This window comes from Alpinimonas psychrophila, assembly GCF_014137865.1.
Classification (GTDB): domain Bacteria; phylum Actinomycetota; class Actinomycetes; order Actinomycetales; family Microbacteriaceae; genus Alpinimonas; species Alpinimonas psychrophila.
On the sequence record NZ_JACGWU010000006.1, the window covers coordinates 44,983 to 57,610 of the forward strand.

At 56.2% G+C, this 12,628-nt stretch carries 10 protein-coding genes; 4 read left to right on the forward strand and 6 right to left on the reverse strand.

The genetic code is table 11. From position 1 onward, the window contains the following. Positions 1 to 400: 400 nt before the first annotated feature. From FB555_RS08595 to FB555_RS08615, 5 genes are all read right to left on the reverse strand, one after another. The gene (locus FB555_RS08595) at positions 401 to 2,056 is read right to left on the reverse strand and encodes an indolepyruvate oxidoreductase subunit beta family protein (protein WP_182485073.1); all 1,656 of its coding nucleotides are present in this window, start codon (positions 2,054 to 2,056) and stop codon (positions 401 to 403) included. Continuing rightward, positions 2,053 to 4,221 carry a thiamine pyrophosphate-dependent enzyme gene (locus tag FB555_RS08600; RefSeq protein WP_182485074.1) on the reverse strand — a complete coding sequence of 723 codons (2,169 nt, stop codon included), beginning with the start codon at positions 4,219 to 4,221 and terminating at the stop codon, positions 2,053 to 2,055. Before FB555_RS08600 ends, FB555_RS08595 begins: the two co-directional genes overlap by 4 nt. A gap of 438 nt (positions 4,222 to 4,659) precedes the next feature. After that, complete coding sequence (locus tag FB555_RS08605; RefSeq protein ID WP_182485075.1) at positions 4,660 to 4,884, reverse strand: hypothetical protein; 225 nt, start codon at positions 4,882 to 4,884, stop codon at positions 4,660 to 4,662. A gap of 172 nt (positions 4,885 to 5,056) precedes the next feature. Then, positions 5,057 to 5,920, reverse strand: a complete 864-nt coding sequence (locus tag FB555_RS08610; protein WP_182485076.1) for a PaaX family transcriptional regulator — start codon at positions 5,918 to 5,920, stop codon at positions 5,057 to 5,059. A gap of 73 nt (positions 5,921 to 5,993) precedes the next feature. Then, positions 5,994 to 6,284 carry a RidA family protein gene (locus FB555_RS08615; protein ID WP_182485077.1) on the reverse strand — a complete coding sequence of 97 codons (291 nt, stop codon included), beginning with the start codon at positions 6,282 to 6,284 and terminating at the stop codon, positions 5,994 to 5,996. A gap of 179 nt (positions 6,285 to 6,463) precedes the next feature. Between FB555_RS08615 and FB555_RS08620 the strand changes: the two genes are divergently transcribed. From FB555_RS08620 to FB555_RS08635, 4 genes are read left to right on the forward strand one after another with little or no spacing between them, the layout of a single operon-like run. Further along, entirely contained in the window at positions 6,464 to 7,318 is an 855-nt protein-coding gene (locus FB555_RS08620; protein WP_182485078.1) for a fumarylacetoacetate hydrolase family protein, read from the forward strand. Positions 7,319 to 7,321: 3 nt separating this feature from the next. Continuing rightward, on the forward strand, positions 7,322 to 8,230 hold the full coding sequence (locus tag FB555_RS08625; RefSeq protein ID WP_343046440.1) for an acyl-CoA thioesterase: 909 nt from the start codon (positions 7,322 to 7,324) through the stop codon (positions 8,228 to 8,230). Between the two features lie 31 nt (positions 8,231 to 8,261). After that, positions 8,262 to 10,661 (forward strand): bifunctional salicylyl-CoA 5-hydroxylase/oxidoreductase, encoded by a 2,400-nt coding sequence (locus tag FB555_RS08630; RefSeq protein WP_182485079.1) that lies wholly within the window; start codon positions 8,262 to 8,264, stop codon positions 10,659 to 10,661. A gap of 54 nt (positions 10,662 to 10,715) precedes the next feature. Continuing rightward, positions 10,716 to 11,492, forward strand: coding sequence for a cyclase family protein (locus FB555_RS08635; RefSeq protein WP_182485080.1), 777 nt, complete (start codon positions 10,716 to 10,718; stop codon positions 11,490 to 11,492). Between the two features lie 511 nt (positions 11,493 to 12,003). Here FB555_RS08635 and FB555_RS08640 read toward each other — a convergent pair. Further along, positions 12,004 to 12,399: a hypothetical protein gene (locus FB555_RS08640; RefSeq protein WP_182485081.1), complete on the reverse strand. Its 396-nt coding sequence runs from the start codon at positions 12,397 to 12,399 to the stop codon at positions 12,004 to 12,006. Positions 12,400 to 12,628: the final 229 nt, after the last annotated feature.

Sequence of the window (12,628 nt, forward strand, 5' to 3'; positions counted from 1 at the left end):
ACGTCGGGCTCTGAACCGTCCCGGTTTTCATGCCGCCGTTTTGTTGGCGGCTTCGTCGATGCTCGAAAGGCTGACCGCTGATCTCCGTCAAATTTTCGGAGATGACCGGGAATTCGCTATCAACTTGTCTCAGCCACGACCCATCCAGATCGGTTCATCAGTCTCTCTGCGGCGTGCGTGGCTCGACTTTGCGGCTAACCCGCAGTGGGATAATACGATGGGACTGATCGATGACATGCGCGTGAGCTGTTGAGCCTACGTGGTGGGCCCAAGCGCAAGACTGTTGCTGAGGTTAGCCTCGAAGTGGGCATCCCCCATCATGGTCGTTTCGCTGAGTACTTTAGTGACCACTTCGGCATGGTTCCCTCAGCATTCACCGAGGGAACCATGCCGAAAGTAATCAGCTAACCTGGCTCAGGGCCAATCGTTCCAGCGCCTGATCTAGGGCAACTCCATCCTCGTCTTTCAGCGCTTCCTGAATAAGAGAGTTGAAGGTCTTCGCCGCTTCCTCACGGCCTAAGAGCGAAGGCACGACCGCCATCAACTTGCCGAAGCTTTCATTGCCGTGTGAAAGCGTTTGACCATAGCCCTTCAGTACCCGAGCGGCTTTGACCACCCCACAGGCGAGCTCATAGTCGACTTGTGCGACATCGATAGCGGTATCTAGCCACGCCTCAATAGCTAACTGTTCACGCCCATATCTCAATGAGCGAGGGCGCATCGGGCGCATCGAGGCGAGAATTCGCAAGGTACTAAATCCGAATACCGACGTGGTGTTGACAATCATTCCGCTTCGGGTAACTTTGCCGACAATCTTCTCCATGAAAGCTGAATTCGACAGCCAGCGCCCGAGGGATGTGGGCAAAGTATCTGCAATTTCATCAATTTGAGGGTGCAGGTACTCCCGCACTTGAGTGAGCTGCCCCTCGCCAGCTTTGGCTTCTTTGCGGACACCTTCGAGACGGTGAGCGCGAACCTTTTGCAGGGCTACTTGGATTGTGTCTTGGTACGCCATCCATAGCGCAATGTGCCGTGCAGCCTCGAGAGTAAGCTCTGCTTGGTCATCATCACGAGCGCGATCAAACCCAATAAATCGCTCAGCTCTCTCAAGGTAGAGATCTGTATATTCCGGGCTCTGGAAAACGGCAGTTCGCACACAACCATGAACAACCATTGAACGTGCCGCCTCGGGGAACTGGGAGACCCGATCCATACGTCTCTCGAGGTGTGGGCCAACGAGGCTACGAGGGTTCGAGATTGCGAGCTCATGATGCCGCTTCGCTTCTGCCTCAGCGGCCTCGGCTTCAGGATCCTGAGGCGGACGCATGCCGATTGTCAAGCGCACAGGCCCCGGTCCCGATGGTCGCTTAGGATGGGCTTTCTCAGCCTCGGCCAATGCCGCGGCCTCTTGAGCTGCAGTGAAGCCCAGCGAGAAAGCGGCCAGGGAGCGTTCGATGCCTTTACCCGATTCTCGGATGGTCTCCTCGAAATTCTCGCGCGGAACAGGCAGCACACCTGATCCTGCGAAGGCACCGAAGAGCGAAGCTGAAATGACACTCCCCGCTGTCTGAGCGAGCCGTCCAAAATCTGCTGCGATGAGCAACTTTGAGCCCGCCTTGGCCGAAGCCAGAAGGCTCTCGACATCCACTCGCCCATCACCGAGCTCCATCTTTTCCGTCACGGAATAGACGCGGTTCGTTGAGGCTATGAGGGTTGTGCGGTCGGGAGTGCTGAACCCGCGTTGCAGGGCCCGGCCAGCCTCCATTAGCTCTGAGGCAATTACCACGTCAACCTGGCCTGGAGTCGGGAAGACGCTCAAGATTGGCTCTTGACGGGCACTGCCTTTCCCAGCTGGATACGAATCCGGGTAAAGCTCAACGTAATAAACTGTCGCTCCCGTACGCTGTGCGACGCCCGCCACGGAGGTACTTTGAGCGGTATAGCCCGAGGACTCTCCGAGAGCCACCATCCAGTTAGACAGCACACCACCACCTTCTCCACCCATCGCAAGAATTGCGATTGTGATGGGTCGGCGTCCAGATTCCCACGAACTCATGCTGCAACCTCGTACTTCATCGCTCGACGCTCGACGGTCGAACTGAGCATGGTGATCCATGCCGAGCGAACGCTTCCCAAGATGCGATCGGCCAGATTGGGGTTGATGACCACGTCAGTTCGGTAGAACGACGGGCACAGGGATGCCGCATGAGCATTTGCACCACACACGCCACAACCCACGCAGCTATCGATCACGGTCGCAACGGGATCTGTGCGCATGGGGTCTGGATTGTCCTTGATTGTCAGCGAAGGACACCCAGATACTCGGATGCAGGCATGATCACCCGTGCATGTCTCAGCGTCAACGCCAAAGCGTTGGCGCACCACCCGTTTGCCAGATTTTATGGCTTGTGCTCTCGCAGGCTTATCTCGACGCTCCTTGTTAAGCATGCACTCGCTCTGAGCAATGATGACCTTGGGTCCGGGAGCATCCGTGGTGAATGCGTTGATGAAGACATCGCGGAGCTTACCGATTTCATAGGTGTTCGTGACGGTCTTAACCCACTTGACGCCAACGCCTCGCACCGCCTTTTCAATCGGGTGTTGGGTTGAACGGGTTGAGCTCTTTGTGCTCGTGGACAGCACATCCTGCCCGCCCGTAGCGGCCGCATAAGCGTTGTCGACGATGACGAGCACTTGATCGTTTTTGTTGAAGACTGCGTTGCCAACACCGCTCGTGAGACCGTTGTGCCAGAAACCTCCGTCACCCATCACTGCGACTGTAGAGCGGTCGGCACCCTGAGCATTCAGGGCAGAAGCACCAGCTGAACCGAGTCCATACCCCATGGTGGTTGCACCTAAGTTGAAGGGTTCATTGATAGCGAAAAGGTGGCATCCGATATCAGCGCTCACGTGGTGTTCTTGTCCAATTTCGCGTTCCGCGAGCTTCATGGCACTGAAAATTGGTCGCTCAGGGCATCCAGTACACAGCCCTGGTGGTCGGGCCTGCACCTGCTTTGCATCGACTCGTGGCGCGAAGGGGCTGCTGGGGTTATCTGCTGGAAGCAGCAGTGATGGGGTTGAGCTAATCAGCTCGGGGCGATATTGCCCGAGGAAGGTCGCCAGCCCCTTGACGATGACGTGCGTTTGATATTCGCCGGCCATTGGCAAGAAATCTTTGCCATGGAGGGCAGTGTCGCTTGCAGCTTTGCGCAGAATCGAGTTGATGTTCTGTTCGATGTAGTCAGGCTGACCTTCTTCAAGCAGAAGCACGGCCTTCTTGCCGGAACAGAAATCGATGACCTCTTGGTCGATTACCGGATATGTGACGTTCATCACGTACATGGGCACCTTCGTGTTGCCGAAGGCGTCGGAACAGCCAAGAAGTTCGAGTCCGCGGTTAAGTGTGTTGTAGAGACCACCCTGAACGATGATGCCAATGTCTTCAGCCTCACCGTCGAAAAACTCATTCATCTTGTTCTTACGGATGTATTCAACGGCAGCTGGCCAACGCTGGCTAATCTTCTCGTGCTCGTGCAAGAAGCTTGCCGGTGGAAGGACGATGCGGCTGAGATCACGCTTCGGGTTTTCAACCGCTTCTGTCACCGTCATTTGGGGACGCTTATTATCTTCAGCGATGAAACTGCCATGGAGGTGGTTCGAGCGCAGCCGAATATCTAACATGACCGGAGTGTTGCTCGCCTCAGACAGTTCAAAGCCCTTCTGAACTGCGTCGACAATGGCAGTGATATTCGGTCGGGGATCGAGCAACCACATTTGGGACTTCATGGCGAAGGCGTGCGATCGCTCCTGCATGATGCTGGAACCCTCGCCGTAATCTTCACCCAGAATAACGAGTGCTCCACCCTTTACCCCGCCCGAAGCGAGGTTCGCGAGGGCATCGGAAGCAACGTTCAAGCCAACCGTAGATTTGAAGGCAACTGCTCCGCGCATGGGGTAGTGAACCGATGCGGCGAGCATGGCGGCGGCCGTGGCTTCGCTTGCAGAGTTTTCAAAGTAAACGTCGAGTTCGTCTAGAATCTCTTTGGCATCGCTCAGCACATCCATGAGATGCGAGATTGGTGCGCCCTGGTACCCGCCAACATAGGAAACACCAGATTGAAGCAGGGCCTTGGTCACGGCCAAGATACCTTCAACGTGGAGCTCAGATCCAGCGCCCTGACGCAGTAGCTTAACTTCTTTGGCGAATGATCGCTCAGCCATCTTTCAACCTTCCTAGAGACTTCATCGTCTTGGTAATGGATTAACAGTATCGGGTATGTACATTACTTGGCGACCGTCATTAAATAGGAATATACGGCTCTTCGGGATTCGGTTAAGGCCGAACGGCACTCCTCCTGCCGGCTCAGGCTTTTGGACGAAGTCTTCGCGGAGCGAATGGCCAAGTGGCTTCTCGGCCACCCGTAATTCTCGAGGGTTGAAAAATGAGTATCAGCACCAGAAATTGTGAACGCAATGACGCGTCACATTGATTCCAGATGCTGGCGCCGCGAGCCTATTGCCTCGGGAGGCTCGGGAGGCTCGGGAGGCTCGAAGCATTCGGGCACTCTTGCTCTGGCCATACAACCACGCAAGAACAATCACACCCAGGGCGATCAACATCGTGGCTTGCAAGTCCAAGCTATGGGGAATGCCGACCATCTATTGGCCAGTAGTCGGAGCAATGCTGTCCCAGTAGGTCAAAATCTGAACGACCAACATGAGCAAGGCAAACGTGGCGATACCCGCTTCGAGGCCGTGGAGGCGCATCGATGCAAATCCACTCAGCAAGGCGACAACTCCCCCGACGAGGCCACCGAGCAATAGCGCAACGAACGGATTGGCATTTGCCTCTTGCAGAAGGGGAAAGAGGCCGAAAAGATCCACACGACGCCGAGGGGAACGGCCAGCGTCCAAAGGGAAACCACCGATTCGGGAACGATGATGCGGGGCAGCTGGAGTCGAGTGTTCTATGCCGATTTCATACTCGCTCCTTTGCGGCTGACTGGGCGACTCCGTAGCGGGAGACCAGTAATCCCATCACCGACTGGGTAGCGAGCTAGCCCGCGATGGCGACGGTCTTCTCGGGTAACGAACTAATGCTGCCCTCGAGCGTCGAACGCACAAAAGCGAGGGCCGGAGCGTCGAGCTCGGCAACTACACGCTCGAGGACTCTTGCCGCTTCGTCGCCAGCCCAGTTTGCGGGGAGAAGCTCTCGGGGAAGTCCCGGATCACGCATGGGGAGCATCCGCCAGTCGTCAAGCGTGCGCATATAGCGGACGAAAGCCTCACGCTCGGGAACCTGCGCCCCATTCATTGAATCAAGAACCGCGATATCGTCAGCGTGACCCGTGACGAAGGTTTGATAACGCGCATCAATGTCGACGAGATCCCAGCTTGAGTGAACCATTGCTTGGAGATCTTGACCGCTACGGTGCTGCCCGACGAAGAGATTTGTATAGTTAGCCAAGTCAAGGGCGTCAATGAGATTGCTTGCTTCGGGGTGCATTCGAGCGGGCGCAATCCAAACCCCAGCACCAACGTTGCCAAACCCCAGTGACGCGAGACGCGAGCGGAGGAGGTGTCGATGAGCACGCTGAGTTTCTGGAATCGAAAAGCTGGCAATGCACCAGCCTTCCTCCAAAGTGGCGGGTTCCCGAGCGTGCCAAATAATCTTGTCACCCGAAAGAAGCGAGCGCTTCGCAGTGTCGGTGAGTCGATAGCCACTTCTCCCACTTCGACGTTCAGCAATGAGCCACTTGCGCTTCTTCAGCCTAGAGACGCCTGTGCGCACGCTCGACTCTTCAGCGCCTAAGGCATCAAGCAAACTAACAATTGCACTGATTTGCATCCAGTCTTCTGTTCGACGGGCAAAAGCCCCGAGCAACGTGACCAACAAGGTCCGTGAGGTAATCCCAGCCATCTCACTATCTTCTCAGAAAGCTTGAGGCAACGATTGGCGCCACCATTCAAAAGCGTGGATGAGAAAGGTTTTTTTACTCGTCTCCGAGATAGGCCACACCTTGAATCTCAATGAGAGCCTCTGGCTGCCACAGTTGAGTAACTCCAATGCCAGCCATAGCTGGGTACTCGGTGCCTGCCATTTCACGCCATTTTTGTCCGATGGCTTTCCCGTTGCGTTGATAGTCGTCAATGTCCGTGAGATAGCTCGTGACGTCCACGAGGTCGGTCGGCTTGCCTCCGGCGTGTTCCAGTGTCGCGTGGACGTTTGCAAAGGCCCTCTCGAACTGTTCAAGAATTCCTCCTAGAACAATCTTTCGCGTCATTATTGACTCCTTAAATTTGGCTGATATCAGGCCTTACAGTACTGACCCAGATTCGGATTTATATCTCTCTCTTGTAACGGTCGTGAATATTATGACATACTGATGAAAATCGCGAGAAGAATTAATGTGTTTGCAATCAGGCGTTCACCACCCTCCACCGATCACATAAGGAGCAAGCGATGAGGCTAGCGACAATCCGTCAGCCTGATGGAACCACGCGCGCGGCGGTGGAGTACAACGAACAGTGGTTTCAGCTCGACGTCGCAAGCGTCAGCGATCTCGTCACGCTCCCCACCTGGAGGGCACTAGCCTCCGCGGCAATCAACGACAGCACAGCACCGAGATTGCGCCTATCCGATGCCACCCTCGCCACTCCTTTGCCCAGCCCGAGAAAAATCGTGTGTTGCGGGTTGAACTATCACGACCACATCGCGGAGACCGGTCGAGATGTTCCTGAATACCCGACGTTGTTTGCCAAGTTTGGCGACACTCTCACCGACCCTTACGCCGAAATCAATGTAGGGGCTGATTCCCAAAAGGTTGATTGGGAGGCGGAACTCGCCGTTGTCATTGGCTCCTCCTTGCGCCGGGCAACCAAGGCTGAGGCTGAGGCTGGGATTCTCGGCTACACCGTCGCGAATGACGTCTCTTACCGCGACTGGCAAGCGCGAACCTTGCAGTGGTTCCAAGGCAAAGCGTGGGACGCCACAACGCCCGTTGGTCCAGTCATAGTGACGGCTGATGAAATCTCGCCCAAGCAAGGGCTGGCCGTAACCACCAGCATCGACGGTGAAGTTGTGCAGTCGAGCAACACCCGCGAACTCGTCTTTGATGCCGCCGATCTCGTGGCTTACGTATCCCAGTTCACCCAACTCTCGCCCGGCGACCTCATTTTAACCGGAACGCCAGGAGGCGTTGGCCTCGGCCGAAGCCCTCAAAGATGGCTGCGTGATGGCGAAGTACTCACGACAACTATCGAGGGAATCGGTAGCTTGCGTAACCAGTTTCGAATTTCCACCACAGAGGGGTACTAAGACGTGGGTATCGATGAGAGAAACCTCGGCGATAGCAGCCGCTTTCTTGCAGCCATTCAACTAACCGAGACATCGGCTAAGTTTTTTGATCGCGCGTTCAACGTCATTCCTCAGTATGTTCCGTGGCCCAAGGCTTATGGTGGCGACTCAGTCGCTCAAGCTGCCGCCGCCGCGATAGCAACCATCGGCGATGATCGCGAACTTCATTCGCTGCACAGTACATTCTTGCGACCAGTTGATGTCGGGCAGATTGTGAGATACGAAGTTGAATTATTGCGCGATGGTCGCGGCTACTCAACGCGTTATGTCCGCGGTTACCAAAACGAGAAAGTTGTCTTCGCTGCAACCGCCTCTTTTCAGGTGCCTGAGTCGGGACCTGTCATCACCCCCGAAATGCCGAACGTACCTGCGCCCGAGCAACTCCCCAGCTCGGCCGAATATCTTTCCTCCATTGGTGAAGACGCAAGCGAGGCGGGCGACTACTGGGCGCGAGGTCGAAGCTTCGATATGCGCCATGTCCCCGGGCCGATTTATACGACGGTAGAAGGGGAGCGGACCGCCCATCAGGCGATTTGGATTCGTGCCTTCGAAACACTCCCCGACGATGCACGCATTCAGCAAGTTGGTTTGAGCTACGTCTGTGATTACACCATCCTTGAACCTTCACTGCGTGCCATGGGACTGAACTGGTCGTCACACGGCCTCGCCACGGCAAGCCTCGATCACGCAATGTGGTTCCACTCCCCCGCACGCATTGATGAGTGGATGCTCTACACGCAAGAAGCAGCCGGAACACAGAGTGGGCGCGGGCTCAACATCGGACGATTCTTCACCCCCAGCGGCACTCTCGTCGCGACTGTCATACAGGAGGGGCTTCTCCGGCAACCCCTTCCGCAGGAACGCACCTTCTAGTCATTTAAAACGAAAAAACTAAGGAGTCAGAATGGGAAAGAAAATAGCCATCGTCGGAGGCGGTCCGGCCGGGCTGTACTTCTCGATACTCACGAAGAAGCTCGACCCAAGCCACGAGATTACCCTCTGGGAGCGAAACGCCCCAGATGACACATTTGGATTCGGCGTCGTATTCAGTGACGAAACGATGGGCGGAATCGAAAACGCAGACGCAGAGTTCTACCAAGCAGCTGAAGCTAATTTTGCCAGATGGAGCGATATTGACGTGCTCTTCGGTGGCGAAACCATCACCATGGGTGGTCAAGGATTTGCCGCGTCGAGTCGCAAAAACCTACTGCTCTTATTACAGGATCGCGCCCGCGAACTCGGAGTTCAGCTGAACTTCCTTACCGAAGCACCAGATGTTGATGAGTTATCTCGCGACTATGACCTCGTCATCGCGTCAGATGGAATCAATTCGAGGATTCGTTCCCAATATGCAGATTCGTTCAAGCCCACGCTTGACCCCCGCAAGTGCAAGTTCATGTGGCTCGGCATTGACCGCGCACTCGAGGCATTCACCTTCTATGTCAAGCACACTCCCTGGGGCCTGATTCAAGTTCACGCCTACCCTTACTCTGCGACAGAGAGCACGTTCCTCGTTGAAATGCATGAGGACGTCTGGCGCGCCGCAGGGTTTGACGCAAGCGAAAAGGAAGTGTTCCCTCCCGGGGTGAGCGATGACGCCTCAGTTGCAAAGATTGCTGAGATCTTCGCGGACGAAATCGCTGGCGCAGGGGTTATGACCAACAACTCCAAGTGGGTCACTTTCAACACAGTCCGAAACGAGAAGTGGAATCACAACAACGTTGTCCTCCTTGGCGATGCTGCCCACACAGCGCACTTCTCCATCGGGTCAGGAACCAAGCTGGCTCTCGAAGATGCCCTCGCTCTTGCGGCAAACCTGCACGAGCATTCCGATATTCCCGCTGCACTCGAAGCCTATGAGGCGGAACGCCGCCCCGTCGTGCTCTCGATTCAGCGGGCGGCACAAGCATCACTCGAATGGTTCGAGAACATCGGCCTGTATGCCGATCAAGAACCCTTGCAGTTTGCGTTCAACCTCCTCACGCGTTCGCGTCGCATCACCTTCGATAACCTCGCTGTGCGCGATCCTGGGTTTGCCGAAGATATTCAGGCAGACTTTGCACGCCGTAGCAACAACCCTGTTGACGTTCCGGCAATGTTTCAACCCGCAACAATCGGCAACCTCAAGCTGAAAAATCGCATCCTCGTGTCAGCCATGGACATGTACATGGCTGAGGACGGCGTGGTCGGTGATTTTCACCTCGTTCACTTGGGAGGCAAAGCAATCGGTGGCGCCGGTCTCGTGATGACTGAAATGATTGCCCCGTCGAGCGACGGCCGAATCTCTCCTGCAGACGCTGGGCTCTATACAGACGGGCAACGCGACGCATGGAAGCGCGTTGTTGACTTCGTTCACAACACGAGTACTGCCAAAATTGGCGCTCAGCTCGGCCACTCGGGTCGCAAGGGCTCGACGAAAGTCATGTGGGAGGGCATTGATGAGCCCTTGGAGGTTGACGGCTGGGACGTTATCTCACCTTCAGCCGTACCCTATGGGCCGGGAAGCAACCTCCCTCGCGAAGCAACGCGCGCGGACATGGATCGAATCCTCGCTGACTACGTCTCAGCTACCAAGCGGGCCGCCGAGGCTGAGTTCGACCTGCTTGAGTTACACGCCGCTCACGGCTACCTGCTGTCGTCGTTCCTCTCGCCACTCGCGAATCGCCGAACTGACGAGTTTGGTGGCTCACTAGAGAACCGACTTCGGTTCCCGTTGGAGGTATTCGATGCAGTGCGTCAGGCGTGGCCCGCGGACCGCCCGATGATGGTTCGAATCTCGGCGCACGACTGGGTGCCAGGGGGCAACACCGATGACGACGCTGTGCAGATTGCCGCAGCCTTCATTGAACACGGTGCTGATGCGATGGATGTCTCGTCGGGACAGGTTACTAAAGAAGAGAAGCCCCTCTACGGCCGAAGCTACCAGGCGCCATTCGCCGACAAGATTCGCAACACCATCGGCGCAAAGGCTGGTGTTGCTATCGTCACCGTGGGCGCCATTTCCTCTTTTGACGATGTCAACTCGGTTTTGCTCGCTGGACGGGCTGACTTCGTCGCTCTTGGTCGCACGCACCTGTGGGATCCTCAATGGACATTGCACGCAGCAGCAGATCAAGGCTTCCGTGGTGAGGCGGCTTCGTGGATTGCACCGTTCCGCGCGGGATCACGCAAGCCACCAACGGCTCGGACCGATGCTGTCCGTCCCCGACTAGAGTTGCTCACGACTCCTGACGTGGAAGAAGCCGCCGAGCACACCCGCTGGATTGGTGGCAAAACCGTTCCCATTCCCGGCACTCACAAGTAACTGTGTCCTGCTGCGATTCCCTTACCTCGTTTATTCAAAGAAAAGAGAACTAAAATGACTAGCACAGCTGACATCCTCGCTGCACTCGGTTCTGGCCGAATTGGCGTCGTGGACCTAACCAACAAACTCTCGGCGAGCACTCCGGCCCTGCGTTTGCCTGACCCGTTTGCCAACCTCATCGATTTTAGTCTCGAAGAGGTCAGCTCCTACAACGAGCCGGGGCCGTTCTGGAAGCACCACAACATCCACACCGGTGAGCACATCGGCACTCACATTGATGCTCCGGTGCACTGGATTAGTGGGAAAGCCGGGCACGATGTGTCGAGCATCCCCCCAGCTCGACTCATTGGTCCAGCAGCGGTAATCGATGTCACCGCTCAGGTTTCAAAGAACAATGACTACCTCGTTACGATTGACGACATCAAGGCGTGGGAGGCAGAGCATGGTGCACTCCCCGAGAATGGATGGGTCCTGTTCCGAACCGGTTGGGATAAGTACTCTGACACCCAGGATGCTTTCCTGAACGCGGATGAGACGGGTTCTCACACTCCCGGCATTACAGCCGACGCCGCTAAGTGGCTGGCCGAAGAGACGAAGATTTCTGGCATTGGTGTGGAGACAGTCGGCATTGATGCTGGTCGCGGTCACGAGCTTGACCCTCCTTTTGCAGCGCACTACTACCTGCTCGGAAACGACAAATACGGCATCACCTCGCTTCAGAACCTCGACAAACTGCCCGCCACGGGTGCAGTCATTGTTGTTGCGCCACTGCCCATCGTGGGCGGCACGGGCAGCCCGACCCGAGTGCTTGCTCTGGTCGACAAGAGTTAATTTGCTTTTAGCAAGAAACGACCGCCCGGATTCTTCATCAGATCCGGGCGGTCACTCTCTGTGTGCCTGAGGGCGTGGAGTGAGATACCTCACCTTGCCGGTGATGACGCGTTGAGCCACTAAGTGGCCAGACCCTGCACCCAGTCCAGGTCCAGGATGTGTGGCTGCACCAATATGCCAGAGTCCCTTTACGGGTGTCTGGGGGTTGACCGCGCCCGGGTACGGACGCCAACGCAAGTTCTGGTCGATTTCGGCCGAGCCAATACGCGGTCAACGTAGCGTTGACACACCGAGTCATTCGTCCATCGACCAGCCACATCGATTATTCCTGCAGCGTCACCCACGGGCCTGAATGGAACCTCTTGTAACTGTAGCCATAAGGTCGCCTTGCCTTCAGGGGCACGCGATGGGTCAACCCTACTTTGTTGACCGAAGACAAAAGTCGGTTCAGTGGGCAACAATCCCGCTTCTGCCTGAGCACAAGCAATACCCGTGCTGCTAGATCCGTTGCTCAGATGCACGAGTGGAACATTCGAAAGCGCAGAATCGCTCCACTCAACAGGTCGGTCAAAAGCGAGGTGCAGCTGAATCGCCGCACGCCCAGGGCGGTATTTTTCTGCACCCTTACGCTCTGCCGTGACCAGAGGGGAAGAGCGGAGTAGCGATCCGTAAAGGGCCCCTGGCGATACTCCTGCAAGCACTGTGTCAGCAGGGGTTTGTCCTGATGACGTTCGCACCCCGTGACTCGCTTTTCAGAAACAATGAGTTCTTCGACTTCCTGATTGAGTCGAATCTCTACCCCACTGTCGCGCAGGAGCCTTTCGAATGCGGTCAGAAATACGGACGCGCCACCCGTCACGACGGGTAGGCCAAACTGATGCATTGCCCCGGCAAAAACGGGCACCATGAGTCCACCAGTAGCCTGGTCGGGTACCAACCCAGAGCAAAGAAGCCAGGGGGTCCATAAGGCATCAACCTCACAGCCAGAGAAGTTTCGGCGCAAGTATCCGCGACCGCTGGAGAGCGCATCGAGTGCGAGCTGGATCCCGGTATGCGATGACCGTGGTCATGAGGCCTCCGAACAGCACTCATTTTTCCTCACTGTATCGCTGATTGGTTTCTTCCGTCAGAAAAAA

What these genes read in the sequence shown, in the direction of transcription:
- FB555_RS08620 (WP_182485078.1), top strand. Translation starts at nt 6,464, where the DNA reads ATGAGGCTAGCGACAATCCGTCAGCCTGATGGAACCACGCGCGCGGCG.
- FB555_RS08630 (WP_182485079.1), top strand. Translation starts at nt 8,262, where the DNA reads ATGGGAAAGAAAATAGCCATCGTCGGAGGCGGTCCGGCCGGGCTGTAC.
- FB555_RS08615 (WP_182485077.1), bottom strand. Translation starts at nt 6,284, where the DNA reads ATGACGCGAAAGATTGTTCTAGGAGGAATTCTTGAACAGTTCGAGAGG.
- FB555_RS08635 (WP_182485080.1), top strand. Translation starts at nt 10,716, where the DNA reads ATGACTAGCACAGCTGACATCCTCGCTGCACTCGGTTCTGGCCGAATT.
- FB555_RS08640 (WP_182485081.1), bottom strand. Translation starts at nt 12,399, where the DNA reads ATGGTGCCCGTTTTTGCCGGGGCAATGCATCAGTTTGGCCTACCCGTC.
- FB555_RS08600 (WP_182485074.1), bottom strand. Translation starts at nt 4,221, where the DNA reads ATGGCTGAGCGATCATTCGCCAAAGAAGTTAAGCTACTGCGTCAGGGC.
- FB555_RS08610 (WP_182485076.1), bottom strand. Translation starts at nt 5,920, where the DNA reads ATGGCTGGGATTACCTCACGGACCTTGTTGGTCACGTTGCTCGGGGCT.
- FB555_RS08595 (WP_182485073.1), bottom strand. Translation starts at nt 2,056, where the DNA reads ATGAGTTCGTGGGAATCTGGACGCCGACCCATCACAATCGCAATTCTT.